This is a genomic window from Actinomadura spongiicola (genome assembly GCF_003432485.1).
GTDB classification, from domain to species: domain Bacteria; phylum Actinomycetota; class Actinomycetes; order Streptosporangiales; family Streptosporangiaceae; genus Spirillospora; species Spirillospora spongiicola.
The window spans coordinates 538,125-563,744 of sequence record NZ_QVNQ01000002.1; the positions used below are offsets into that span (position 1 = coordinate 538,125).

At 71.9% G+C, this 25,620-nt stretch carries 23 protein-coding genes; 10 read left to right on the forward strand and 13 right to left on the reverse strand.

The features are described from left to right. Window positions 1–58 precede the first annotated feature (58 nt). Window positions 59–640 carry a hypothetical protein gene (locus D0T12_RS35265; RefSeq protein ID WP_158581434.1) on the reverse strand — a complete coding sequence of 194 codons (582 nt, stop codon included), beginning with the start codon at window positions 638–640 and terminating at the stop codon, window positions 59–61. A gap of 116 nt (window positions 641–756) precedes the next feature. After that, entirely contained in the window at window positions 757–2,424 is a 1,668-nt protein-coding gene (locus D0T12_RS07175; RefSeq protein ID WP_117398655.1) for an LCP family protein, read from the reverse strand. Between the two features lie 238 nt (window positions 2,425–2,662). Here D0T12_RS07175 and D0T12_RS07180 point away from each other — a divergent pair, with 238 nt between their 5' ends. Together D0T12_RS07180 and D0T12_RS07185 are read left to right on the forward strand one after the other, a co-directional pair. Continuing rightward, a complete protein-coding gene (locus D0T12_RS07180) occupies window positions 2,663–3,745 on the forward strand; it encodes a glycosyltransferase family 2 protein (RefSeq protein ID WP_117398656.1) in 1,083 nt (360 codons plus the stop codon). A gap of 125 nt (window positions 3,746–3,870) precedes the next feature. Then, entirely contained in the window at window positions 3,871–4,605 is a 735-nt protein-coding gene (locus D0T12_RS07185) for a hypothetical protein (RefSeq protein WP_117398657.1), read from the forward strand. A 4-nt stretch (window positions 4,606–4,609) separates the two neighbouring features. Here D0T12_RS07185 and D0T12_RS07190 read toward each other — a convergent pair whose 3' ends face one another. After that, a complete protein-coding gene (locus tag D0T12_RS07190) occupies window positions 4,610–5,359 on the reverse strand; it encodes a glycerophosphodiester phosphodiesterase (RefSeq protein ID WP_117398658.1) in 750 nt (249 codons plus the stop codon). After that, window positions 5,356–6,072 (reverse strand): 2-C-methyl-D-erythritol 4-phosphate cytidylyltransferase, encoded by a 717-nt coding sequence (gene ispD, locus D0T12_RS07195; protein ID WP_117398659.1) that lies wholly within the window; start codon window positions 6,070–6,072, stop codon window positions 5,356–5,358. The genes D0T12_RS07190 and ispD overlap by 4 nt, the downstream gene beginning before the upstream one ends. Window positions 6,073–6,482: 410 nt before the next feature. On the opposite strand from ispD, the gene D0T12_RS07200 reads away from it, so the two are divergent. Genes D0T12_RS07200 through D0T12_RS07215 form a run of 4 tightly spaced genes read left to right on the forward strand, consistent with a single transcriptional unit; the run spans window position 6,483 to window position 10,047 of the window. Next, complete coding sequence (locus tag D0T12_RS07200) at window positions 6,483–7,226, forward strand: phosphocholine cytidylyltransferase family protein (RefSeq protein ID WP_117398660.1); 744 nt, start codon at window positions 6,483–6,485, stop codon at window positions 7,224–7,226. Window positions 7,227–7,272: 46 nt separating this feature from the next. After that, window positions 7,273–8,328, forward strand: coding sequence for an iron-containing alcohol dehydrogenase family protein (locus D0T12_RS07205; protein ID WP_199487373.1), 1,056 nt, complete (start codon window positions 7,273–7,275; stop codon window positions 8,326–8,328). Next, complete coding sequence (locus D0T12_RS07210; RefSeq protein WP_117398662.1) at window positions 8,318–9,169, forward strand: CDP-alcohol phosphatidyltransferase family protein; 852 nt, start codon at window positions 8,318–8,320, stop codon at window positions 9,167–9,169. Before D0T12_RS07205 ends, D0T12_RS07210 begins: the two co-directional genes overlap by 11 nt. A 23-nt stretch (window positions 9,170–9,192) precedes the next feature. Continuing rightward, window positions 9,193–10,047 (forward strand): glycosyltransferase family 2 protein, encoded by an 855-nt coding sequence (locus D0T12_RS07215; RefSeq protein ID WP_117398969.1) that lies wholly within the window; start codon window positions 9,193–9,195, stop codon window positions 10,045–10,047. Window positions 10,048–10,242: 195 nt separating this feature from the next. Here D0T12_RS07215 and D0T12_RS07220 read toward each other — a convergent pair whose 3' ends face one another. From D0T12_RS07220 to D0T12_RS07235, 4 genes are all read right to left on the reverse strand, one after another. Further along, window positions 10,243–10,860 carry a TetR/AcrR family transcriptional regulator gene (locus D0T12_RS07220; RefSeq protein WP_117398663.1) on the reverse strand — a complete coding sequence of 206 codons (618 nt, stop codon included), beginning with the start codon at window positions 10,858–10,860 and terminating at the stop codon, window positions 10,243–10,245. Between the two features lie 39 nt (window positions 10,861–10,899). After that, window positions 10,900–13,317, reverse strand: a complete 2,418-nt coding sequence (locus tag D0T12_RS07225) for a HelD family protein (RefSeq protein WP_233525884.1) — start codon at window positions 13,315–13,317, stop codon at window positions 10,900–10,902. Window positions 13,318–13,407: 90 nt separating this feature from the next. Next, window positions 13,408–13,905, reverse strand: a complete 498-nt coding sequence (locus D0T12_RS07230) for an SRPBCC family protein (protein ID WP_117398664.1) — start codon at window positions 13,903–13,905, stop codon at window positions 13,408–13,410. A 16-nt stretch (window positions 13,906–13,921) separates the two neighbouring features. Then, window positions 13,922–14,512, reverse strand: coding sequence for an HD domain-containing protein (locus D0T12_RS07235; protein ID WP_117398665.1), 591 nt, complete (start codon window positions 14,510–14,512; stop codon window positions 13,922–13,924). A 92-nt stretch (window positions 14,513–14,604) separates the two neighbouring features. On the opposite strand from D0T12_RS07235, the gene D0T12_RS07240 reads away from it, so the two are divergent. Continuing rightward, window positions 14,605–16,530, forward strand: coding sequence for an outer membrane protein assembly factor BamB family protein (locus D0T12_RS07240; RefSeq protein ID WP_147339422.1), 1,926 nt, complete (start codon window positions 14,605–14,607; stop codon window positions 16,528–16,530). 12 nt (window positions 16,531–16,542) lie between these two features. Here the strand turns inward: D0T12_RS07240 and D0T12_RS07245 are convergent, their stop codons facing one another. The 3 genes from D0T12_RS07245 to D0T12_RS07255 all read right to left on the reverse strand — a co-directional run bounded on the left by D0T12_RS07245 (window position 16,543) and on the right by D0T12_RS07255 (window position 20,543). Next, complete coding sequence (locus D0T12_RS07245; RefSeq protein ID WP_117398667.1) at window positions 16,543–17,688, reverse strand: glycosyltransferase; 1,146 nt, start codon at window positions 17,686–17,688, stop codon at window positions 16,543–16,545. A gap of 125 nt (window positions 17,689–17,813) precedes the next feature. Further along, window positions 17,814–19,097 (reverse strand): nucleotide sugar dehydrogenase, encoded by a 1,284-nt coding sequence (locus D0T12_RS07250; RefSeq protein ID WP_117398668.1) that lies wholly within the window; start codon window positions 19,095–19,097, stop codon window positions 17,814–17,816. Next, window positions 19,098–20,543, reverse strand: a complete 1,446-nt coding sequence (locus D0T12_RS07255; protein ID WP_233525886.1) for a glycosyltransferase family 4 protein — start codon at window positions 20,541–20,543, stop codon at window positions 19,098–19,100. A 24-nt stretch (window positions 20,544–20,567) separates the two neighbouring features. On the opposite strand from D0T12_RS07255, the gene wecB reads away from it, so the two are divergent. From wecB to D0T12_RS07270, 3 genes are read left to right on the forward strand one after another with little or no spacing between them, the layout of a single operon-like run. Continuing rightward, a complete protein-coding gene (gene wecB / locus D0T12_RS07260) occupies window positions 20,568–21,668 on the forward strand; it encodes a non-hydrolyzing UDP-N-acetylglucosamine 2-epimerase (protein WP_117398669.1) in 1,101 nt (366 codons plus the stop codon). Next, window positions 21,661–22,359 (forward strand): hypothetical protein, encoded by a 699-nt coding sequence (locus D0T12_RS07265; protein ID WP_117398670.1) that lies wholly within the window; start codon window positions 21,661–21,663, stop codon window positions 22,357–22,359. Before wecB ends, D0T12_RS07265 begins: the two co-directional genes overlap by 8 nt. 53 nt (window positions 22,360–22,412) lie before the next feature. Then, a complete protein-coding gene (locus tag D0T12_RS07270) occupies window positions 22,413–24,572 on the forward strand; it encodes a glycosyltransferase family protein (protein WP_233525917.1) in 2,160 nt (719 codons plus the stop codon). Here D0T12_RS07270 and D0T12_RS37360 read toward each other — a convergent pair. Both D0T12_RS37360 and D0T12_RS07280 read right to left on the reverse strand, forming a co-directional pair. Continuing rightward, on the reverse strand, window positions 24,536–24,871 hold the full coding sequence (locus D0T12_RS37360) for an excalibur calcium-binding domain-containing protein (protein WP_117398972.1): 336 nt from the start codon (window positions 24,869–24,871) through the stop codon (window positions 24,536–24,538). The two genes, D0T12_RS07270 and D0T12_RS37360, sit on opposite strands and share 37 nt — an antisense overlap. 50 nt (window positions 24,872–24,921) lie before the next feature. Continuing rightward, window positions 24,922–25,617, reverse strand: a complete 696-nt coding sequence (locus D0T12_RS07280) for a winged helix-turn-helix transcriptional regulator (RefSeq protein WP_117398672.1) — start codon at window positions 25,615–25,617, stop codon at window positions 24,922–24,924. Window positions 25,618–25,620 lie beyond the last annotated feature (3 nt).

Here is a 25,620-nt window from a genome sequence, read left to right on the forward strand (position 1 = left end):
GCGGGCCGGGCATGGTCCATGGGGGACGGACGTGCCGTCCGTCCCCCGGAACTCGTGATCAGGCGTGTGAGATGTTGAGGATGATCCTGTCGTGGTCCACCTGGTAGGCGCTGATGCGCACGCCGTTGATGGCCGTGGCCGGGCCGGGCTGGGTCGTGGCCATCGACGCGATCGCCGTGGAGCCGTTGCCCCGGACGAAGAGGGTCGCCTGGCCGCCGTTCAGCTCGACCTCGATCTCCTCGACCCCGTACCGTCCGTCGAGCTGGATTTCCTGGCCGTTGCGCACCTCGACCTCGCACCTGGCGTCCAGGCACGCATGAACGTTGGTGCCGTCCTTGGCGACCGGCCTGGACTTGTCCTTCGGCTGTGACTTGGGCTGTGACTTGGGCTTGGCGGCCGGCTTGCCGGCCTCGGCCTTGGACGCGGCGTCGGACGACGGGCCGTCGGGCATGGCGTTCGTCTTGGGCGAGCCCACGAGGTCCGCGTGCTGCGGGTCGGGCTTGGGCTTGCCGTCGGCCGTGCTCTTGGTGTCCGCCGGAGACGGCGGTGGCACGGCGAGCGCGGCGTTCGCGGTGGCGACGGACGCGGTGAGCGCCAGCGCGGCGGTCATGGTGAGCAGGCTGAGCTTTCTTGTCGACATGCTGTGGCCTCCTGATACGAGTGGCTACTCTCTGTCACTCGCTCTGTTACCCACAGTGATCATCTGTGAATCAGGAGGTCACGACGGCGTGTCGCGCGGTTCGGATGCCTCGGCGCTCAGCCGCAGAGTTTCTGGGTGGCGGTGTCGGTCTCGATGCCGCCGCCCGGCGACGCGGTCGGCGAGGCGCCGTCGACCTTCACCTCCTTCACGTCGTCCCAGTTCGCCCCGACCATGACCTGCACCTTCGACCCGAGCCCGCCGACCTTCTTCAGCTTGGCGCCCGGGATCGCGGCGGCCAGGGTCTTCGCCTTGTCCGCGGCGTCCGCGCCGTGCTGGATCTGGGTGGTCTGGAGGCCGCGGCGCGCCACGCCCGGGACGACCGTGACGTCGAAGCCCACTCCCCGCAGTTGCCTGCCCGCCTTCGTCGCGAGGCCCGGCGTGCCGATCGCGTTCAGGACGCGGACGGAGATGTCGTCCGGCGGCACCGTCAGACGGTTCTCGGGCTTGCCCGTCGGTGTCGGGCTCGGCTTCTTGGTGTGCTCGTCGAGCGGCTGGTCCCGCCGGATCTTGGAGAACAGGTCGCGGGCCTTGCCCTGGTCCCACAGGACGACCGACTGCGTCGAGGGCGAGTTCCACAGCACGGCGTTGTGGCCCGGGTTGGCGAGCGGCACCTTCGCGAACGTCAGCTTGTCGGTCGACAGGTTCTTCATCTGGTCGGTGAGCTTCGGCAGGTTGTCGGCGAGTTCCGGGTCGACGCGCAGCGACGACAGCGCCGCCTTCAGGAACTTCGTCGACTTCACCGGGTCGCTCAGCGTCTTCGTCGACAGCGCCTGCTTCATCATCGACGCCATGAACTGCTGCTGCCGGTCGATGCGGCCGAGGTCGCTGCCGCCGGTGAGGGTGTAGCGGGCGCGGGCGAACGACAGGGCCTTGAGACCGTCCACGTGCGACTTGCCGGGAGGCAGCTTCAGCCCGCTCTTCGGGTCGTTGACGGCCTGCTCGGTGCACACGTCCACGCCGCCGAGCGCGTCCACCATGCGCACGAAGCCGTAGAAGTTCACCTCGACGTAGTGGTCGATGGACACGCCCGTCGCGCGTTTGATCGTGTCGACCGTGAGGTCGGGCCCGCCGAACTGGTACGCCCAGGTCAGCTTGCCCGGACGGGACGGAACCCGCGCCCCCTTCGGCCCCTCCGCGCCGTTCGACTTGTGCGCCGGGATCGTCACGTACGAGTCGCGCGGCAGGTTCACGACCGACACCCGGTCATGGTCGCGGGACACGTGCAGCAGCATCATCGTGTCGGACCGCTCACCCGGCTGGTGGCCGAGTTTGGCCGCCTTCTGCTGCTCCTTCGTCAGCCCGTCCCGGCGGTCGACCCCGGCGACCAGGATCGTCATCGCGCCCTTCGGCGCGTCCTTGCCGCGGCCGAGACCGCCGACCGACACCTCGTCGATGAGGCCGGTGACGTAGTTCTGGAACGCCCACGCGCCACCGGAGGTCAGCAGCACGAACACCGACATCGCGCCGGTCAGCGTGAGGAAGCGCTTCTGCCGCCGCGCGCTCATCGCCGCCCGTGGACTCAGCGTCCGGCCGGGCCGGCGAGGGCCGCGCGGGCTCTCCACCGACACGCGTGGCGCGGGCATCCCGTCGATGGTGACGCCCTCGATGTCACCGTCGTCGCCCGTCGCCGCGTGCCCGCCCGGACGCGGCCGGAAATAGCGCTCCAGCGGATCGTCGTCCGGCGGGTCGCCGGCGCCGCGACCTGAGTCGTGCCCGTCTGCCATAACGGCCGCCGCCTCCCGAAGACGTCTTCCTGACGCGAGTCCACCCCACTCTAAAGTGGGGGACACCCGTCCGTTCGCTACCTCGACCTCGTGTCCGTGCAGTAACGTGGCGCCGTCTCGACCACACCCCGGCGGCCCGCACGCATATCTGGGCGGCGTGGGCCGCGTCAGGCAAGCGAGCCAGAGAGAGGAAGAGGCGCCACTCCGCCGTCTCGGACGGGGGGCGTCCGCGAGCCACATGAATTCGTCTCCCCATGCCCAGAGCGCCACGCAGCAGGAAACCCAGGAAGCCGTGAAGCCTCGCTCCGATTCCGGTGAACGCACCTGGCCCGCGGTGTCGGTGGTGATGCCGGTCCTCAACGAGGAGCGGCACCTGGCCGAGGCCGTCCGCGGCATCCTCACCCAGGACTATCCCGGTGAGCTCGAACTCGTGCTCGCGGTGGGACCGTGTCGGGACCGTACGGAGAAGATCGCGCGGGCGCTCGCCGCCGACGACCAGCGGGTCCTGGTGGTCGCCAATCCGACCGGACGCACCCCGCAGGGCCTCAACATCGCGATCAAGGCGTCGCAGTACTCGATCGTCGTCCGGGTGGACGGGCATTCGCTGCTGCCGTCCGACTACGTCCGCGCCGCCGTCGAGACGATGGAGGAGACCGGCGCCGACAACGTGGGCGGCATCATGGCGGCGGAGGGCGTCACGCCGTTCGAGAAGGCCGTGGCGCGGGCGATGACGTCCAAGATCGGCGTCGGCAACGCCCGCTTCCACACCGGCGGGGAACCCGGGGAGGTCGAGACCGTCTACCTGGGGACGTTCCGGCGCAGCGCGCTCGAACGCGTCGGCGGTTACGACGAGACGTTCGCCCGCGCGCAGGACTGGGAGATGAACCACCGCATCCGGCAGACCGGCGGCCGGGTCTTCTTCACGCCGCGGATGCGCGTCACGTACCGGCCGCGTCCCAACCTGCGGGCCCTCGCCAAGCAGTACTTCCACACCGGACGCTGGCGGCGCGTCGTCGGCCGCGAGCACCAGGGCACCCTCAACTTCCGCTATCTCGCGCCGCCGATCGCCGTGGTCGCGATGACGGTCGGCGCGGTCGCCGGGGTGTTCGGGTTCTGGCCGGGCTGGCTGGTGCCGGGCGGGTACGCGGCCGCGTTGATCGTCGGCGCAGCGGTGGAGGGACGCGGGCTGCCGTTGACCGCGTGGCTGCGACTCCCGCTCGTGTACGCCACCATGCACGTGACCTGGGGCATCGGGTTCCTGACCAGCCCGCCGCGACTCGGCCAGCCCAGTCCGGTCAAACCCGGCGAATCCATCCAATAGCTGGCACCATAGAGCAAGTCCACCCTCGAACCCCCGTGCCCGGCGGCGCGTCTCAGGGTTAGGTTTGGCGGGAGCCTGCCGCCGACCCGGTCTGGAGGGTGGCCATGTCCAACGGAGCACGTCACATGATCGGCGTGGTGATCGGGCTGATCGTCACGCCCCTGGTCGCCCTCGGTCTGACCTACGGCACGGACCGGATACGGCTTTCCACCCGGGTGGCGGTGGAGACCCTGGGCAGAGCCGACGGGTCGAGTGAGAGATGGCTCGGCGCGTCGCTCCTCCTCGCGGTGGCCGTCGCGCTCGGCCTGATCATGGCGTCGCGGGTCTCGCCGCTCGCCTCGCTGGTTCCGGGAGTCGCCTTCACCGGACTCGGCCTGCTCTGGCTCGTGGAGCCGGACTGGGCGGTCAGGCACCCCTCGGGCGACACGATTCCGGACGACCTGGTCATCCCGTACATGTCGCTCGGGCTGTACGGGATCTACCTGCTGCTCGGGGTGGTGCTCGTCGCGGCGTCGGTGGTCCCGTCCCGGTGGCAGGCCCGTACCGCCGGCGCGGCGCCGCGTTTCGGGGGACCGCCGCCCGCGCCGTTGGGTCCGCCGCCCCTGCACGGTGCTCCGGCGCCCATGGGGGCACCCCGGCACCCGCAGGCGCCGCCTCCGGCGGGGCAGGGTGCGCCGCCCTGGCAGGGCCCGCCCCAGTTCGGGCAGGGGCCCGGCGCGTCCAATCCGCCTCCGCTGCCGCCCGCGTCCCCGGCCGCGCCCGCGTCGCCCGCCGCCGAGCGGCCCAAGCCGTCCTCGGCGAGCGGGCCGGACGACGACGAGCCCGGCGAATGGACGCGCGTGTACGGCGGCGACCGCTGACCGTTCAGAGCGCCGCGAGCACGCCCGGGACGTCGTTGACGACCATCGCGTCGAACCCGGCCGCCGCGTAGTCCGGTGCCGTCTCGGCGGTCGGGCACCACACGACGGTCTCCAGGCCCGCCTTGTGCGCGACGTCCACGCAGTGCTCCAGGGGGCGCAGGCGCGTGTCGGGATGGTCGAGACCGCACGACCCGGTGTGCACGGCGACGACGTCCAGCCCGAGCCCGGTCGCGGCGGGGACGGCGTGCCAGAACGGGAACCGCAGCCACGTCAGCAGCCCCAGCGGGACGCCGGGCAGTTCGTCCCGCAGGAACGTCAGCAGCGACGGATCGAACGACGTGACGAGCAGCCCGCGCCGCTTCGCCTCCCGCTTCAGCACCGGCAGGAGCAGCGCGCCGGTGCGGCGGGACGGGTCGTCCACCGCGTCCTCCAGGACGGTCTTGACGTCGACGTCCACGGCGACGTCCGCGGGGAGCGCGTCGAACACGTCCGTGAGGCGGGGCAGCCCGCTCGCCGCGCCCGGCAGGTCGACGACGTGGTCACCGCCGGGGACGGTCGGGTCGTGCCGCAGGACCAGGTCGTCGTCGGCCGTCCGGGTCACGTCGATCTCGACCCACGACAGGCCCGCGTCGACGGCGGCGAGCAGCGAGGGCAGCGTGTTCTCGGCGACGGGCGCCGCCGCGCCGGGCGGCGTCGGCTCCCCGGACCCGTAGCCGCGATGGCCGATCACCGTGGGAGTGCTCTCGAAGATCAACGGACGTCTCCCGTGGTGTGGTGCTCTCCGGCGAGGTGCTCGGCGACGACGGCGTCGAGCGGTCGGGTGACCTTGAGGTTCCGGTCGCTGCCCGCGACGACGCGGATGGGCACGTCCGGCAGGTAGCGGTGCACGATCCCGCAGTCGTCGGTGGCCCGCAGCGCGGGGTCGGCGAGCGCCAGCTCGTACGCCCGGCGGATCGTGCCGAGCCGGAAGCCCTGCGGGGTCTGGAACAGGCTCATCGAGTCACGTGGCGGCATGGACACGACCAGGCCGTCCTCGACCACCACGATCGTGTCGGACGCGGGCACACCGACCGCGACCGCGTCGTGGCCGTCCAGCGCGTCCAGCACGCGGTCGATCACCGAGGCGTCCACGAACGGGCGGGCCGCGTCGTGGAACAGCACCCGGGCGTCGTCCGGACGGTCGTCCAGCACGCGCAGCGCCGCGACCGTGGACGCGGTCCGCGTGTCGCCGCCCTCGATCACCGCCGCCGTCTTCCGGAACGGCGCGGCGATCGCGGCGGCGTCCCGCAGATGCCCGGCCGCCATCACGACGACCACCTCGTCGACGGCGGGATGCGCGTCGAACGCGGCGATCGCGTGCGCCAGGATCGGCCGCCCGCCCACCTCGACGAGCTGCTTGGGGCGCCCGGCGCCCATCCGCGCGCCGACCCCGCCGGCCAGCACCACCGCCACCGTCCGCGTCGCCATGCCACCCCGGTTTCCACGACATCCGGTCATCGGGCCGCTACGCTGTGCGTCTGCCCCGTGACGTTCCGAACCGGCCGGAGGCCCGATGGATCCGCAGGCCCCATGGACCAGGCGTCCCCACGCGATCGGCCGGTCAGGCCCAACGTACCGGACCGGCCCATGATCATCGGAAGGTTCGTCCGGTCGGACCGGCCCGCGCACCGCCCGTTCCCTGCGGAATCGAGTATGGTTACCTGGCCGTGCCGGAGTTCGCGCAGCCCGTGTCGGTGCCGGGCGGGGCTCGGCCGGGAAGGCCGGATAGCAGCAACATGCGAACCTTGTCCGGATTACTCCCGTTCGCATCCATGGCGTCGGCCGCCTAGGTTGGCCGGACGGCCCGGCGTGATCGTCGACCTGGAGAGAGGGAAAGCATGATCGGCATGGTGCTGGCGGCGGGCGCGGGCCGGAGGCTGCGACCGTACACCGACACCCTCCCCAAGGCCCTCGTCCCCGTGCGCGAGACCGCCGACGGGACGACGAGCATCCTCGACATCGCGCTCGGCAACCTCGCCGAGGTCGGGCTGACCGACGTCGTCATCGTCGTCGGCTACCGCGCGGACGCGGTCGAGGAGCGCAGGGCCGCGCTCCAGGAGCGGTACGGCGTGTCCATCACGCTCGTCCACAACGACAAGGCCGAGGAGTGGAACAACGCCTACTCCCTCTGGCTGGCTCGGGAACACTTCTCCAAGGGCGTCCTCATGGTCAACGGCGACACGGTCCATCCGGTGAGCGTCGAGAAGACGCTACTGGCCAACCGTGGACCGGACATCCTCCTCGCCGTGGACGATGTGAAAACCCTGGCCGACGAGGAGATGAAGGTCATCCTCGACGGCGAGGGCCGGTTGAAGACCATCACCAAGCTCATGGACCCGTCCACCGCGAACGGCGAGTACATCGGTGCCACGCTCATCGAGCCCGCCGCCGCCGGGCCGCTCGCCGACGCCCTCAAGGCCACCTGGGAACGCGACCCCGACCTCTACTACGAGGACGGCTACCAGGAGTACGTCGACCGGGGCGGCCGCATCGGCGTGGCCCCCATCGGCGACGTCCCCTGGGTCGAGGTCGACGACCACGCCGACCTGGAGAAGGCCCGCCGGATCGCCAAGGGACACTGACCGCGAACGCGACCGAGCGAGGAGGCTCATGCCCCTGCTGACGCGAATGCTGAACGCCCCGCTGTCCATCGACGTGCGTCGCGGCGCCGTCGCGGGCCTCGGTGAACTGCTCGCCGACAAGCGGATCGCCACCGAGGGACGCGTCGCCATCGCCGTCGGACCCGGCCAGGGCGACCAGATCGCCGAACACGTCCGCCCGTCCCTGTCGTCCTGCGACGTGTTCCACGTCGAGGGCGGCACCGTCGACGCGGCCGTCGACCTCACCGCCAAACTCCGCGCGGGATCGTACGAGGCCGTCGTCGGGATCGGCGGTGGCCGGACGATCGACGCCACCAAGTACGCGGCCACGCTGTCCGGCATCCCGATGGTGTCGGTCGCGACGAACCTGTCCCACGACGGGATCTGCTCCCCGGTCGCCTCCCTCGTCCACGACAAGGGCAAGGGCTCGTTCGGCGTGGTGATGCCGCTCGCGATGATCGTCGACCTGGACTATGTGCACGCCGCGCCCGCCCGGCTCATCCGCGCCGGGATCGGGGACGTCGTCAGCAACCTGTCCGCCGTGGAGGACTGGCTGCTCGCCGCCGACGAATGCGGCGAACGCGTCGACCGGATGGCGCTCACCGTCGCGCGCACCGCCGCGGAGGCGCTGCTGCACCAGCCCGAGTCGATCGAGTCGGACCGGTTCCTCACCGTCCTCGCCGAAGGACTCGTCCTGTCCGGGATGGCGATGGCGTTCGCGGGTGACTCCCGACCCGCGAGCGGCGGCGACCACGAAATCCTGCACGCCATCGACCACCTGTTCCCCGGCACCGCCAACCACGGCGAACTCGCCGGAATCGGCGCGGCGTTCTGCTTCCACCTGCGCGCCACCCACCTCGGCTCCGGCAAGGACCGGCTGGACGACATCCTCGCGTGTCTCGCCCGGCACGGCTTGCCGCGCCTGCCCGGCGACGTCGGCCTGACCGTCGAACAGTTCGCCGAGGCCGTGGAATACGCCCCCCGCACCCGACCAGGCCGCTATACGATCTTGGAATTTCTCGGTCTAGACCAGGGCGCGACCCTCAAGGCGGTGGAAGAGTATGTCCAGGCCCATGGAGGCTGAGATCCCCGTGGGGAACCGAACCCCCGAACCCCCCGGCGACGACCGTCCGCCCCGCAAGGGCGCCAGGGTCGCCGACATCCGCCGGTACGGGCAGCCCCCCGGGCTGAAGGACCGGCGCAACGAAGAGCACTGGGCGGGCCGCCTCTACATGCGCGACCTGTCCCCGTACGTCGCGTTGGTCGCGCTGCGCCTCGGCCTCAGCCCCAACCAGCTCACGTACCTGATGATGCTCAGCGGCATCGTCGCGGGCGCCGTGGTGTCTCTGCCCGCGTCCCCGCTGTGGACGGCGCTCGGCGGCGCCGTGCTCGTCCAGATCTACCTCCTCCTCGACTGCGTGGACGGCGAGGTCGCCCGCTACCTGCGCCGCACCTCGGTCGCCGGGGTGTTCCTCGACCGCATCGGGCACTACCTGTCCGAGGTGTCGCTGCTCATCGGGCTCGGCTTCATGGCCCAGGGCGGCTGGGAGAACGGCGGCTGGGTCGAACTCGGCCTCGTCGCCGCCCTCGGCGCCGCGCTGATCAAGGCGGAGACCGACAACGTCGTCGTCGCACGCGCCAAGTCGGGACTGCCCGCCGACCCCACCGGCGGCGACAGCGCGCTGCGCCCCCGCTCCACCCGCATCGCCCTCGCCCGGCAGGCCGCGTCCATGCTGCGCCTGCACCGGATCATCGGCGCCGTCGAACTGTCCCTGCTGATCCTCGCCGCCGCCGTGATCGACACCGTGTTCGGCGGCGACGACCCCACCGCCGTCCGCGTCCTCATGGTCGCCGTCGCCGCCGTCGCCGCCGTCCAGACCCTGCTGCACCTGGTCAGCATCCTGGCCTCCCGGAGACTGAAGTGAAACTCTCCGTCGTCATCCTGACCATGGGCAACCGCCCGGACGAACTGGCCCGCGCCGTTCGCAGCGCCCTCGAACAGGAACACGTGGACGTCGAGGTCGTCCTCGTCGGCAACGGCGTCGACCCCGCCGGCGACCGCGCCGACCAACCCCCGTTCGACGACGAGCGCGTCAAGAGCGTCGCCCTCCCGAAGAACGTCGGCATCCCCGCGGGCCGCAACCGGGGCGTGGAGGCGTCCAGCGGCGACGTCATCCTCTTCCTCGACGACGACGGCTGGTACCGCTCCACCCGCCTGGGCGCCCACCTGCGCGACCGGTTCTCCGCCGAACCCGACCTCGGCATCGTCTCGTTCCGCGTCCGCGACCCCGAGGGCGGACGCGGCGAACGCCGCCACGTCCCCCGGCTCCGCGCCGGCGACCCCGAACGCTCCTCCGCCGTCACCACCTTCCTCGGCGGCGCCTGCGCCGTCCGCCGCGCCGCGTTCGACGCGGGCGGCGGCCTCCCCGAGGACTTCTTCTACGCCCACGAGGAAACCGACCTCGCCTGGCAGGTCCTCAACGCCGGCTACCGCATCGTCTACGACGCCTCAGCCGTCATGTTCCACCCCGCCGTCCTGCCGACCCGCCACGACATGTTCTACCGCTACAACGCCCGCAACCGCGTCTGGCTGGCCCGCCGCAACCTCCCCTGGCCCCTCGCCCTCACCTACGTCGCCGTATGGGTCGGCATGACCGTCCTCCGCGAACGCAAACCCAAGGCCCTCAAGCCCTGGTTCAAAGGCTTCGTCGAAGGCTGGCGCAAACCCGCGGGCCCCCGCCGCCCCATCACCTACCGCACCGCCTGGAGAATGACCCGAACAGGAAGACCTCCTGTTATTTAGTATTTTTCTCCTCCTTCGGGCCCGGAGGGCCCTCCATCGTCGAAAAACACGTGCGATCGCTGGCATCGCTTCGGCTCGCCTTGCGGCTCGCTGCGCGATCAGGTTCTCGCTTCGCTTGAACCTGCCTTCGGACGCGATCGCAAACCTTGAGGTTGTTGTGGGGTTGCTGTGGCGGGCTGGGGTTCGTGCGGATGGTTAGGGGGTGGGGGTTAGGGCTTTGACGATTAGGGTTGTTAGTTCGGTGGTTATTTGGTCTGTGGGGATGGTTTGGTTTTGGGTGGACCAGTGGTGGATTAGGGCGGTTAGGGCGCCAGTTATTGCGATTACGGTTAGCGTGTAGTCGCGGGGTGGGGCCTCGTTGCGGGTTACGGCGTCCTGGATGAGGGTGCGGATCGCGTTTTCCCACTGGCTGTATCGGTCCAGGGTGGGGCCGACCTCGACGAACGCTATGCGGGCCCAGCGGGGGTCGGTGGCGGTTACGGAGACGAACGCGTGGACGGCGTTGTGGACGCGGGTTGGTAGGTCGGCCTTCGCCGCCTCGGTGTAGGCGGTGGCGAAGGCTCGGGCGGCGCGGTCGTTGACGGTGCGGTGCAGGGTGGTGAGGAGTTCCTCGCGTCCGGTGAACTCCTCGTAGAAGTTGCGGGTGGACACGCTCGCCGTCGCGCACAGCCGTTCTATGGACGTGGCGGTGTAGCCGCGGGTCCCGAAAAGTTCGAGACCGGCCGCCAGCAGCCGTCCCCGCCGCTCGGCCCGGCGCTCCTCGGCCGAACGACCACCGTAACTTCGCCTGGGTGCGGGATTCCGGCCGCTCATCGATCTCCGTTCACCCGTGCGGATGGAGCCAGCGTCAGCCTAACCCGATCGCCCGGGCGGATCCCCGCCAAGGCTTTTCAAGAAGGCCTCTTCTGTGGTGAGGATGGTCAGGTATTGGGTGGCTCGGGAGACGGCCACGTAGAGGACGCGTAGGCCGCGGGGGGATTGGGCGGCGACGGTCTCGGGGGCGACGATCACCGCGGCGTCGAATTCCAGGCCCTTGGCTTCCAGGACGTTCAGGACTTGGACGCGGTCGGGGAGGCCTTCGGCGAGGTGGTCGGGGGCCGTCCAGGCGGCGGGTTCTGGTGGGGTGTCGAAGAGGGTCGTCTGGGTCGGCTCGTCGTCGGGGGGCATCGGGACGATGATGCCGATGGTGCCTTCTACCTGGGTGAGGAGTTCTTCGGCGGCGGCGCGGGCGGTGGTGGCGAGGTCGGGGGGAGCGATCAGGCGGATCTGCGGGTCGATGCCCGAGGTGCGGACGGCGCGGGCCGGGGAGGCGTCGGGGAGGGCCATGGCCAGGACGCGGGCGGACACGGCCGCGATCTCGGTGGAGTTGCGGTAGTTGGTGGTGAGTTCGTATTCGTGGCGGGGGCGTTGGGGGGTGGGCTTGCGGCGGGAGCGGGGGCGTGGGCCGCCGAGGGCGGTTTCCATGGCTCGGCGGGCGGCGTCCAGGTCTTCCCAGGCGCTCTGGGCCGGGTCCTCCACGATGGTCCAGCTGGCGTGGCGGCCGCGGCGGCCGAGCATCCGCCACTGCATGGGGGAGAGGTCCTGCGCCTCGTCGACCACGATGTGCGCGTACTCGGGACGTTCCTCGACCACGCCGTCGTCCACGCGGCGCGAGCGTTCCAGGCGTTCGATGGACGTGGTGAGTTCGCGCATCTCGGGTTCCCACGTCTCGTCCACGACTTCCTCGCCGGTGAGGATGTTGACGCCGTCGACGACGAACGGGTCGTCGTCGGCGGGGGCCGTGGTCCGGGGGCGGGGCGGGGAGCCCAGAAGCGAGTCGAGCTCGTCTAGTAGGGCGATGTCCTGGTAGGTGAGGGGGCTATTGCCGGACCAAGATGCTGCGACGTGTTCTATGTCGGTGGTGTCGAGGTCGCGGGCGGCGGCGCGGCGTAGGCGGGACGGGTCGGCGAGGGAGCGGAGGACGTCCAGGGGGCGGCGGATCGGCCACCAGGCGATGAGGAAGTCGGTGAAGGCTCGTTGTTCGCGGACGCGTGCCTCGAACCGGGTGCGTTTGGGTTCGCCGTTCTCGCGGGTCGGTTCCTCGTCGAGGGAGGCCAGGCCGTCCTCGGCGAGGATCGCGTTCCACAGTGCCGTTTCGGCGCCCTCGGCTGATTCGGCCGCGTCCGGGCCGCCCACGTCGGTGAAGCGGCGCCAGAGGGCGTCCAGGAGGAGGTCGGCGGCGCGGCCCCGGGCGGCGTTGACGCTGCCGCGGCTGCGGCGGTGGACCTCGTTTCTGATCCGGTCGAGGCGGGGGCGGTCGAGGGTCACGACGACGCCCTTGAAGACGACGCGCAGCTGGTCCGGCGCGCCGGGCGGGTGGTCGGTGACGGCGCGGCGCAGGACCGTCGCCATGGTCTCGGCGCCCTTGATGCGGGCGAGGCGGGGTGGGTCGTGGACGGTGGCGGTCACGCTCTCGACCAGGTCGCCTAGGGAGCGCAGCGTCGCCGAGCCTTCGCCTAGCGAGGGGAGAACCCGTTCGATGTAGGCGGTGAAACGGCGGTTCGGGCCGACGACCAGTACGCCCCGGGAGCCGAACCGGCGCCGGTGCCGGAACAGCAGGTAGGCGACGCGGTGGAGGGCGACGGCGGTCTTGCCGGTGCCGGGGGCGCCGCGGACGAGGATCGTTCCGTCGGCGGGGGCGCGGATCACCTCGTCCTGCTCTCGTTGGATCGTCGCGACGATGTCGCGCATCGCGCCCTCGCGGGTGCGGGCGAGGGAGGCGAGGAACGCGCCGTCGCCGACCACGGTCATACCGTCGGCGGCGTCCGGGTCGAGGAGGTCGTCCTCCAGGTCGACGACCGTGTGGCCCCGCGAGTGCAGGACGCGGCGCCGGACGACGCCGCGCGGGTCCTCGGGGGTGGCGCGGTAGAAGTCCTCGGCGGCGGGCGCCCGCCAGTCGATGACGAGGGAGTCGTGTTCGCTGGTCCGGACGCCGATACGGCCGATGTAGCGGACCTCAAGGGTGGCGAGGTCGAGGCGGCCGAAGACCAGGCCGTCGTCGGCGACGTCCAGCGCCTGGGCGCGCAGGGCCGCCTGGTGGACCATGGCGTCCCGGTCCACGAGCGAGCCCTTGGTGCCCGCCAGCGACTGCCGGTAGCCCTCGCGGATCATGGCCTGGGCGTCGGCGCGCATCTCCTCCAGCCGCGCGTACGCCGCGTCCACATAGCGCTGCTCGGCGGCGATCTCCCGATCCTTCGTCGTACCGCCGGGGCCGGTCGGCCGCGTGTCCAATGCGGTGCATTCCTCCGTGGGGCGCGATCGCGTTCGTGAGATTGGCCAGGGTACCCCGGTGGGCGTCCTGATGCGGACGGCCGCGCCGCCTCAACCCTTCTCCACGCCCTCCGCGATGCGACGGAGGGTCTCCCGCATGGACGTCCGGTTGACCCCGGCGCGGCCCTCGCCCTTGACGCCGGTGAAGATCCGGCCGACCAGGGTGACGAACCCGGCTCCGCGGTGGTCGCGTCGCAGGTCCTCCCAGTACTCGGTGAGCCTCGTGCGGGGCTTGGACGGGTCGTCCGAGACGTCCTCGACGCGGTAACCCCACAGCGCGCCCGGCATCCCGAGGACCGTCACGCGGAACGCGAACGCCTCACCGGGCACGGCCAACGTCACCTGGCAGGTGGTGCACCAGACCCGCCATCCGAGCCGGTTGAACCCGATGAATCTCGTGCCCGCCTTGATGGACCGGCCGAGCACTAACGTGGCGAAGACCTCGGGGCTCCACTCGCGCATGCGGCGAGGGTCGGCGACCGCCGCGTACACGGTCCGGGCGTCCGCCTCGACGGACACGCTCTCCTCGACAACCCATTCTCGTTCCATGACCGAATTCTTCCAGTCATGTCAGATGAGCGAAATGCCGTTGCCAGGACGCGTACCAGTCCCTGAACCAGGGGTCGGACTCGGCGAGCGGGACGATGTAGGTGACGGTCTCGGCGTAGTAGCGGCGCTGGAAGTCGGGCGGCATCCGGTCGAGGGTCTGGACGTTGCTGGCGCGGTCGGCGAGCTTCACCAGGACGGCCTCGTGCGGCGCGTCGCGGAGGCGGCGCAGGTACGCGGTCTTGGCGGCCCGTTTGTCCCGGCGGCTCGTGCCCGCGGCCGGTGGCTTGGTCACCCAGTCGACCAGCTCGGCCACCTCGGGACCGAACGCGGCCTCGACGTCCGCGACGGTGGCCTCGGTGTCCTCGACGACGTCGTGCAGCAGCGTGGCGGACAGCATCGTCGTGTCGGTCACGCCCGCCCCGCGGACGAGCACCTCCAGGGCCTCCAGCAGGTGCTCGACGTAGGGGGCGCCGGTCGGGCGGAGCTGGTCGCCGTGCCAGCGTTCGGCCGCCTCGGCCGCCCTGGCGAGTGCGTCCACGTCGGCCTCGCCGCCGGTGAGGGCCGCGCGGGCCTCGTCCCAGGTTCGCCAGCGGGTGAAGCGTTCCACGTTTACCTCTCCGTTCTGTCGCGCCGACGCCCGGCACAGGGCATGGTGGGTGTCGTCCTGCAAGACGGTACGCGGAGAAAGGCGGCGCGGTCGTGGTCGGGAGCCGGCAGCGGCGCGGTGGTCGGCCCGAGTCGGTGGGCGGGGTGCGGATCGCGCTCGGCCTGATCTCCGGGGCGATGGCCATCGCGCTGTGCGCCGTCCTCGTCGACCGGTTCGTCCTCGGCGCGGAGTGGTGGCAGGTCCGGCACACCGTGACCGCCGAGCCCGTCACCCCGCAGAGCGAGGCGGGGCCGCCGCCCGGCCCGCTCGCCGTGAGCTGGGACCGGACGACCCGCGCGCACCACGGTTCCGTCGCCGGATACGACGGCGTCGCCCACGCGGTCGCGCAGGGGCAGGTGGTGACCGCGTCGGGCAGCGGCCTGGAGGTGTGGGACGCGCGGACCGGCGCGAGCCGCTGGAGCTACCGCCGCGCCGGATGGACGCTGCTCGGCTGGGCGTCGACCCGGTCCCGGCTCGTCGCCTACTTCGAGCGGGACGGCGACCGCGGCGCCCGGCTGCTCGTCGCGTTCGACGCGCTGTCGGGCGGGCTGCTGTGGCGGCGGGAGGGGGAGCGTCCCGCGGCGGTCTCCCGTGCGACGCTGCGCTGGCCCGCCGGGTCGGACGTGCTGCTCACCACCGACGACGCCCGCCGGACGCTGTTCGGGGTCTCGGCGGTGACGGGGAACCGGGTGTGGCGGCTGCCGCTGCCGCGCGGGTGCCGGTTGTCCGAGGGCGGCGCGCGCCCGTCCGACGGCCGTGAGACGCTGGCCGCGCTGGCGCTGGACTGCGCCGGAAAGGACCGCCGCGCCAGGCTCCTCGCGGTCGACCCGGGCAAGGGCACCGTCCGGTGGAACCGGCCGCTCGGCTCCCGGGAGTCGCCCGAGGTGGCGATGCTGGACGGGGTGACGCTGGTGTCGGACGGCACGGCGCTGCGCGCGTTCGACGACGGCGGGAAACCGGTCGGCGACTGGGACGGCGACGGCGTGTGCGGCGAGGCCATGTGCCCGGCAGTGCTGACCTCCGGACGGCTCGTGCTCGTCTACCACCCGAAGGGGACCCGGGGCCGGGTGACCCGCATGGAGGCGAGGCGGGTGCCGTCCGGCGAGGTCGAATGGCGGCGGGACGTGCCCGAGTACGCGGCGCTGGCGGAGGCGGGCGGCCGGGTGTTCGCGCTGCGTCCCCGGCTGTCGGAGCGGCTGCTGCCCGCCGGGGTCGACATCGTCGATCCCGCCGACGGGAGCGGCACGACGGCGCCCGCGCCGTTCTCCGTGAACCCCGACCTGCCGGGCGGGCGGCCGTGGCTGGCGGCGGCGGGCGGGCTGCTGTACGCGGGTGTTCCGCAGGCGGCGCCGCGCCCGGAGGGCGCCGTCCGGCTGTTCGCGCTGCGCGGCGGGCTCACCGGCACCGGCCCCGCCGAACTCGGCGGGGTGCCGGAGAGCGACTGGCCCGATGCCTGCTCCGTGCTGAAGGACATCGATCTGGCCGCCGCACGCGTGGCGGACCACACCGCCGAACCCGTCCGCGCGTCCGCCGGGTCGGTGCGGCTGCCGCGCCCGGTGGCCTGCGCGTACCGGCCGCCGAAGGAGGACGGCGACGCCAGGCCCCGCAAACGCGAACGCTCCGAACCGGTCGAATCCGGAACGGCGACGCCCCGGCCCACGTCCCCGTCGCCCACGCCCGGCCGGACGGGCATCGACGGCCGGGACGCCGCCGTGGGCACCGTCAGCGTCAGCGTCCGCTGGGTCGCGCGGACCGGCGAGGTCGCCTCGCGGATGCTGGAGGCGTTGCAGGCCGCGCAGGCGCAGGCCCGGCCCCGCCGGGACATCGGCGCGGACGAGGCGTACGAGATCGGCCCCGCCGCGGGCACGATCGCGTTGCGGGTCGACCGGTACGTCGTGGTGGTGGAGGCGGACCGTCCGGCGGGCGCGGCGGCCCGGCTCGCCCGGTCCGTCGCGTACCGGCTGCACCACCCGCCCTGAGCGCGGGCGGTCTCAGTACTCGGGAACGGGCTCGGGCCCGGGTTCCGGTTCCCTTTCCCGGACGAGCGCGGGCGAGCGGCCCGCCCACGACTCCAGTTGGGCGACGAAGCGTTCGGCGTGGACGGGCCAGTGGAACCGCGTGCGGGCCGCCCGGTGACCGCGCTCGCCGAGGGCGATGCGCAGCTCGGGGTTGTCGCGCAGGCGCAGGACGGCCTTGGCGGCGGCGTTCGGCGCGCCGAACGGGACGATCAGCCCGCAGCCGGCGGGTTCGACGATGTCCACGGCGGGCGGGTTCGGCGTGGTGATCACCGGTACGCCCCGGGCCATGTACTCAACGATCTTGGTCGGCATCGAGTGCCGGTAGTTCGGCTCGTCGTGCAGCAGCGCCAGCCCGGCCATGGCGCCCTCGGCGATGCGCAGCGCCCGGTCGTTGGGGACGAACCCGTACCAGCGCAGGATGCCCTCGCGCTGCGCGGCCCGAAGCGGCTCCCGGACGTCGACGTCGGCCGCGCCGATGAGCTCGACCAGGACGCCCTCGGCGGCCAGCTGGCGGGACATCTCGATCATGTCGAGGGCGCCGCGCGCCCGGGACAACTGCCCCACGTAGACGGCGCGGCGGTCGTCCGGCGGCGGGGGACGGCGGTCGGAGACGTAGGTGGTGTTCGGCACGACGGGATGGTCGTCGCGGAACCGGGACCGGTAGCCGTCCTCGGCGAGCAGCAGCCGGTGCCGCCGCTCGCTGCGCCGTTCCAGGCACCGGACGGCGGGCCGCAGCACCGGGCGTGCCGGGCCCGGCACCCAACCTTTGGCGCCGAGCGCGGCGGCGGTGTCCTCGTGGACGTCCCACACGACCGTCCGTTCCCGTACGGGACGGGGCAGCGACACCAGAAGTTCGGGGTCGTGCAGGAGGATCACGTCGGCGTACGCGGCGTGCTCGGTGAGGGCGCGGTGGGCGGCGCGCAGGGCCCGGATCCGGCGCCGCCCGGTGGCGCGTGGAACGTCCACCGGGCTGATCTCCCGCCACGGAGTCGCGTTGCAGGCCCGGAACGGGGCGATATAAGTGACCTCATGTCCGGCGTCGAGCAGCGCGCGGATCTGCCGGTGCAGAATGCGCGCGTCCTCGGGATGGTGCACGATCGTGCAGACACAGACCCGCATTTCTCACTCACTCCGCCTGACGCCGATTTCTGATCTTGAGTCCGAGTCTTCGGCGTCGATGGAAATTGCCGATGAATTCCCGTTGTCCACGGTGTGGACGATGCCGGGCGATTCCGTCCCGTGTGTTAGAGCAGTTCGACGGTCTCCGCCGGGGCGCCGCGCGTCCGGCCGCGCGTGTCGAACAGCAGCCGCGCGTGCCGGGTCAGCGTCGCCGCGTCGTAGGCGGCGTGGTCGGCGAGGACGATCGCCAGGTCCGCAGACTCCAGCGCCGTCCGTAGATCGTTCCCGGCGTGCGGGACGGCCGTCCCGTCGACGTCCCAGGACGCGATGAACGGGTCGTGGAACACCAGGTCGGCGCCGAGCCGGGCCAGCCGCCGCGCCACCGGACGGGCCGGCGACTCGCGCTGGTCGGCGATGTCGGCCTTGTACGTGACGCCGAGAAGCAGGACCTTCGCGCCTTTCAGCGCCCGTCCCTCCCGGTTGAGCAGCAGCTGCGCGCGTTCCGCGACGTACCGCGGCATCCGGTCGTTGATCTCCTGGGCCAGCTCCACGAACCGGAACGGGTAGCCCAGCGAGCGGACCTTGTACGACAGGTAGTTCGGGTCGATCGGGATGCAGTGGCCGCCGACGCCGGGGCCGGGCCGGAACGCCTGGAACCCGAACGGCTTGGTGGCCGCGCAGTCGATCGCGTCCCACAGGTCGATGCCGAGCTCGTTGCAGAACACCGCCATCTCGTTGACCAGCGCGATGTTGACGTGCCGGTAGGTGTTCTCCAGCAGCTTCGCCATCTCCGCCTCGCGGGTGCCCTTGGCCTCCACGACCCGGTCGACGAACTTGCCGTAGAACGCCGACGCCGCCGACGCGCACGCCATGGTGAGCCCGCCGACGATCTTCGGCGTGTTGCGGACACCGTAGACCGGGTTGCCCGGGTCGATCCGCTCCGGCGAGAACGCCAGATGGAACTCCTCCCCGGCGACCAGCCCGGACCTCTCCAGCAGCGGCCGGACGACCTCCTCCGTCGTGCCCGGGTAGGTGGTCGACTCCAGCACGACCAGCGTCCCCGGCTCCAGGTGCCGCGCGACCGTCTCGGCCGCGCCGCGCACCGCGGTGAGGTCGGGGCCGCCCTCCGGGGACAGCGGCGTCGGCACGCAGATCACGACGGCGCGGGCGCCGTCCAGGATCTCCTCCTGGAGGCTCGGGGCGAACCCGGCCTCCAGCATCTCCTCGACCTCGGCCTGCGAGACGTCGTCGATGTGCGACAGCCCGGCCTTGAGCCCGGCCACCACCCGCGCGTCGCGGTCGAGACCGGCGACCCGCAGGCCGGCCCGGCAGGCCTCCCGCACGAGCGGCAGTCCCACGTAGCCGAGTCCGATGACCACCAGATCCACGCCGGTGGCTCCCTTCGACATCTATGTGATGGCGTACGCGGCCCGATATCCGTCCGCGACGGCGCGCCAGGTGCGTTCCGCGCGGACCCATTCACGGGCCGCCCGCCCGATTTTTTGCCTCTTTTCGGAACTGTAAGCCAGGTCTTCCAGGCAATTCGCCCATGCTTCCGGGTCTTCCGGAACTGTTAACGCGCCAGTAACCCCCGATTCCACAATTTCGCGAAGTGCCCTGACATCACTGGCTATGACGGGGATTCCCCCGGCCATCGCCTCGATCGGTTTCAGAGGCGTCACCAATTGGCAGACCCGGTCCGCTCGGCGCGGTACCGCGAAGACATCGAGGACGGCGTGGTAGCGGCGAACGGATCCCATCGGCACCCGGCCGGTGAACACGGCGTGAACGCCCCGCTCCGCCGCCCGCCGTTCGAGCGCTCCACGCTCCGGCCCGTCGCCGACCAGCAGCAGCGTGACGGGCGAGCGCCGGTCGCGGAGCAGCGCCGCCGCGTCGATCAGCGTGTCGATGCCCTCGTACCCGTAGAACGACGACGTCAGCCCGACGACCGTGGCCCTCTCCTCGATTCCGAGGCGTTCGCGCAGGTCACTGGGGGCGGGCAGCGGTTCGAGGAACGCCTCGTCCACCGCGTTCGGCACAGTGAAGATCTTCTCCTCGGGCACGCCACGGGACGCGATCTCCGCCCGCATCGCCTCCCCGAGCGTGACGACCGCGTCCGCCTCGCGCATCCGGCGGGTCTCCAGCTCGCGCGTCAGCCGGTAGAAGTCGTCCGACTCGCTGTGCGCCGGGTCGCGCGACAGCCACGAGTCCTCCAGGAAGCCGCGCACCTCGTATACGACCGGCAACCCGTGGCGCCGTCCCAGCTCCAGCGCGACGGCGGCGTTCAGGTGGTTGCTGACCGCGTGCAGGACGCCTGGACGCATCTCGTCCACCAGCGGCCGGGCCAGATCCGCGCTCTTCTCGACCGCCCGCACCGGATCGGCCGGGGGCAGCCACGGCAGCAACCGGTGGTAGGGGACGCCGTCCACGTCGACCCACGCCCGCGCGTCCCCGATGCCCTGGTTGAGCGGATACCCGAGCCGCGTCACGACGTGCGTGTCGAACCCCATCTCCCGCTGCGCGAGCGCGAGCCGGTGCGTCCGGACGGTGTATCCCGCGTTCGTGCACGGCAACGCGTTCGTCACGAACTTCAGCACGCCCGGCCGGACGGGCGTGCCGGACGGGCGTCGAGCACGGTCAGGGGACGGCGGCGCATGGGCCAGCAGGCGCCGCAGGTCCGCCGTCTCGCGGCGCACGTCCCGCGGTTTCGGCACGACGAGCCGGGAACGCCTCAGCCGGGCGCCCGCGGGCGTCCGGGCGGCCAGCCGGACCGCCAGCCGAGACGCCCGCCCCGGGTCGTCACGGAGCTGGCGCCAGGCGAGTCCGGCCAGGTAGACGGGCTTCTTTGTGGGCACGGCGGGCGAGCGTAGGCAACCCCGATGAACAGAAGGGAAATTGTGTTGGGACCCATCGTGCACGTCCTCGGGGCGCGGCCGAACTTCGTCAAGGCCGCGCCGGTGATCGGCGCGCTGCGCGCCGCCGGCGCCGAACAGGCCGTGGTCCACACCGGCCAGCACTACGACACCCGGATGTCGGAGATCTTCTTCGACGAGCTCGGCCTGCCCGAACCCGACGTCAACCTCGGCGTCGGCTCCGGCGGCCACGCCGCGCAGACCGCCGCGCTGATGATCGGGCTTGAGCGGGAGTTCACGAGCCGTTCACCCGCCCTCGTCATCGTGTACGGCGACGTGAACTCGACGATCGCCGCCGCCCTCGTCGCGGCCAAGCTGCACATCCCCGTCGCCCATGTGGAGGCCGGGCTGCGCAGCTTCGACATGTCCATGCCGGAGGAGGTCAACCGGCGGCTCACCGACCAGCTCTCCGACCTGTGCCTGGTCACCAGCCCGGAGGCGGTCGGGCACCTGGCGGACGAGGGCGTCGCGGTGTCCCGGATCCACCTCGTCGGCAACCCGATGATCGACACGCTGCTGGCCAACCTCGACGCGTTCGACACCGACGCCGTTCGCCGGGACCACGACCTGCCGGAACGGTACGTCCTGGCGACCGTGCACCGGCCCGCGAACGTGGACGACCCGGACACGGCGGCGGCGCTCGTCCGGCACCTGCACGGCGTCGCCGACCTCGCCGACCTGGTCATACCCGTCCACCCGCGCGGCCGGGAGACCCTGCTGGCCGCCGGACTCGACGACCACGACGGCGTGCACGTGCTGGAACCCCTGGGTTACATCGACTTCATCGCCGCCGTCCGGGGTGCGGCGGCGGTCGTCACCGACTCGGGCGGCCTCCAGGAGGAGACGACGATCCTCGGGGTGCCGTGCCTGACCGTCCGGCCGAACACCGAACGGCCCATCACCATCACCCACGGCACGAACCGCCTCGTCACGTTCGAGGAACTGGTTCCGGAAGCGCGCAAGGTCCTGGAGTCGGACGCGCGGAAGGCCGACCGGCGCCCGCCGCTGTGGGACGGCGCCGCGGGCCCCCGCATCGCAGAAGTGATCATGGAGTATCTGGGTGAGTAGCGACGACACCGGAAACCGCCGGAACGCCAGGGCGTACCAGCAGCTCGGACGGCTGAGGGCCACCCTGCGCGAACGCGAGGCGCGGGTCGCCGAGCTGGAGAAGCGGCTCGCCGCGCTGGAGCACTCGACGGCCCTGCGGTTCGGGCAGCTCGTCGCGGACGCCGCGCGGAACCCGAAGAGCGGCAGGCGGCTGCCGAGGGAGCTGTACCGGCTGTGGCGCAGGCGGCACGCGCCCGTGCCGGCGGCCGGGACGTCCGGTGGCGCCGCCCGGCCCGAGCGGGTCGACCATCCCGAGGACCGGCTGCTGGCCGCCGGTCCCTGCGACACAGTGATCGTCGCCGGGGTGTTCGGACCGGGCACGGCGGACCGGCTCGCCGAGCACGCCAAGGTCGTCCCGCTGTACCCGCACGACGCCGCGATCGTGCTCCGGACGGCGGACGTCGACGCGGTCGTCGTCGACACGACGGCCGGTGAACCAGGCGGCCCCTGGGCTTATCTGGGCGTTCCCGGCATGTACGACCGTGAGGCCGCGCTGCACGAGATCCGCCGGATCGCCGCCGCCCGCTCGCTCCCGCTCGTCCTGTACGGCGCGGCGCCTCCCGCCACCCTCGCCCGCCTGAGCTGGGACGTCACGCTCCAGGACACCGCCGCGCCCGGCAGGCTCGCGGAACTCCTGGAACCGGCCCGTTGAAAGGAACCACCGTGCGACCACGCGCCCTCGTCTACGGCGACGTCGATCTCAACATGATCGACGGATCGGCGATCTGGGCACAGGGCATGGTCCAGGCGCTCGCCCGCGCCGGCTGCGAGGTGACCCTGGTCCTCAAGGCCGCCGTCCGGACCGGACGGCTCGTCGACCCGCTGCGCGCCCTGCCCGGCGTCACCGTCCGCAGCCCGCACGCCGAACGGCTCGTCGACGGGTCCCGCGCCATGGCGCCGAAACGGGCCGCCGCCGTCCTCGCCCGGATCGACGCCGAGGCCCCCCACGACCTGGTGGTCGTCCGGGGCCGCGACCTCGCCGCCAAACTCGCCGCGGGCCCCCTGTCCGGACGGCTCTGGACGTACCTCACCGACGTCCCGCAGTCCGCCACCGAACTGACCACCGCCGACCGGGCGGACCTGCGCCGGATCGCCGACGCGTCCCGGATCCTGCTCTGCCAGACCGAGGAACTTCGCGGTTTCCTGGAGGGCGCCGTCCCCGCCACGGCGGGCAAGAGCGTTCCGTTCCCGCCCGTCGTCGTGCTCCCCGATGGGCTGGAGCCCCGCGCGCCCGGCACACCCGACGGCCGCGCGCTCCGCCTCGTCTACACGGGCAAGTTCGCGCCGCGCTGGAACACCTACGAGATGACGTCCCTGCCACGCCAACTCGCCGTCCGCGGCGTGGACGCCGAACTCCACATGGTCGGCGACAAGATCCACGACGATCCGGCCGATCCCGCGTTCGCGACCCGGATGCGGACCGCGCTCGAATCGGGCGAGGGCGTCATCTGGCACGGCGGCCATGCCCGCGCCGAGGCGATGCGGCTGACGGCCGCCTGCGACATCGGCCTGTCCTGGCGGCACCCGGACATGGACGCCAGCCTCGAACTGTCCACGAAGGTCCTGGAATGCGGCGCGCTGGGCGTCCCGGTCGTCCTGAACCGCACGCCCATGCACGAACGCCTCCTCGGCGCCGACTACCCGCTGTTCGCCGCCACCGAGGACGACGTGCTGGACGCGCTCACCCTCATCGGCAAGAACCCCGACGTCCTCACCCTCGCCGCCGACCGCTGCCGCTCCGCCGCCGCCGACTTCACCCTCGACGCCGCCGCCGACCGCCTCCGCGCCTACCTGACGCGGGCATTCCCGGAACCGTCCGAGCAGGTCCTCGCCGTCAGGGGACGGCGCCTCCGCGTGGGCGTCGCGGGCCACGACCTGAAGTTCTTCACCCGCCTTCTCGACTACCTGCGCTCCCGCTCCGACATGGAGATCCGCGTCGACCACTGGCCCGCGTTGAAGGCCCACGACGAGCAGCGCAGCCAGGACCTTGTCGACTGGGCGGACGTCGTCATCTGCGAATGGTGCGGCCCGAACGCCCTCTGGTACGCCGAACACAAGCGTCCGGGCCAGCGACTGGTCGTCCGCCTGCACCGCTTCGAGCTGTACGCACCCTGGCCGAAGCAACTCGACATCGACGCCGTCGACCAGGTCATCTGCGTCAGCCCCCACTACACGGACCTGACCCGCGAGATCACCGGCTGGCCCGCGGGCAAGGTCGTCACCATCCCGAACTGGGTGGACGACGCGCAACTCGACCGCCCCAAACTGCCGGGCGCGGAACACCACCTCGGCATGATCGGCATAGCGCCGTCCCGCAAACGCCTCGACCTGGGCCTCGACGTCGTCGAGGAACTCCGCCGGGACGACCCGCGCTTCACCCTCTTCGTCAAATCCAAGCTCCCCTGGGAGTACTGGTGGATCTGGCAGAAGGACGACGAACGCGCCCATTACGAGAAGGTGTTCCGCCGCATCCGCCGCTCGAAGGTGCTGTCCGGCGGTGTCGTCTTCGACTCCTACGGCCGTGACGTGGCGTCCTGGCTGCGGCGCATCGGGTTCGTCCTGTCCACCAGCGACGACGAGAGCTTCCATCTCGCCCCCGCCGAGGGCATGGCGTCCGGCGCCGTCCCCGCCCTGCTCCCGTGGCCAGGCGCCGAGACCATCTACGACGACCGCTGGATACACGAAACACCCCAGGCGATGGCCGCCTCGATCTCAGCGACGGTCTCTGAGAACCGCTGGGAAACCGACCGAACCCTAGCTCGCACCCAGGTCCGCAACGCCTACGCCCTGGACGAGGTCTGCCGCCAATGGACGGACCTTCTCAGCGGTCACTCACAGACGACCCCGTCCCCATCCCGATCCTGATACCACGCATACTCGGTCTCACCGGCCCGATACGGCCCGTAGCCCGCGCGCCTGGCCGCCGCACAGGTGGAGAACCGCGGATCCGTCCTCGGCCGCGCCCGCACCGTCTTCGTCGGCTTGGGCCTGGGCTTCGGCCGGGCCCGGCGCGGCGCCGGAGTGCCGCTCGGCGTCGGGCTACCGGTCGGCGCCGCCTCCACAGGACGCACGGTCGCCGTCTCCGTCGTCGTCGCCGTGACGGTCACCGTGCCCGCGACCGGACTCGGCGACGAAGCGCGCTGTGCCGAGTCAGTACTGGCCATCCCGGCGCCCACGGCGCATCCGACCAGCAGACACGCGACGGCTCACCAAGTCATCCTCTTGTCACCATCCGGCCACCTTGGCGGCCCGTGGGAAACAGCGTTTGAGTGAACCAGCCCGGGACCGCGCGACGGAGTTCCTCGGGCCCCCGAACTTGGACGGCGCCGGTGCGCAGGGCCTCCGGCCACGGCAGATCACGGCGCCAGACGCGAGTCATCTGTCGTAGGTCCGCGGTGATGGTCACCGACACGTCGAACCCGGGATCGGCGTCGCACACGTCCGCCTCACCCGGCGTCACCACCAGCCACCAACACCGCTCGCGGGCGGGAACATCCGGAAAGACGAACTCGATGACCGTCCGCCCGTCCGGCACGGCCTCGTGATCGACCTTGCGTCTCATGTCCCACATCAGCAGCCGGGGGTCGAGGTCCTCGTCCCCGAGTTCCCCGATCCACCGGACGCCCCACACGCCGAGCGCCTCGACGACCGGCCGCAGCTCCTCGCCCGCCGGGGTCAGGACGTACCGGGCGTCGTTCCCCTCGGCCCGCCGCTCCACGACCCCCGCCCGGACGAGCTGGTTCAGCCGCTTCGACAGCAGCGTCGGCGACATGCGCGGAACACCCCGGCGCAGCTCGTTGAACCGCTCGCTCCCCGAGAGCAGCTCCCGGACGATCAGCAGCGTCCACCGCTCGTCGAGCAGTTCCATCGCCTTGGCGACGGGACAGAACTGGTAATAGGAGGCCCCCATGCC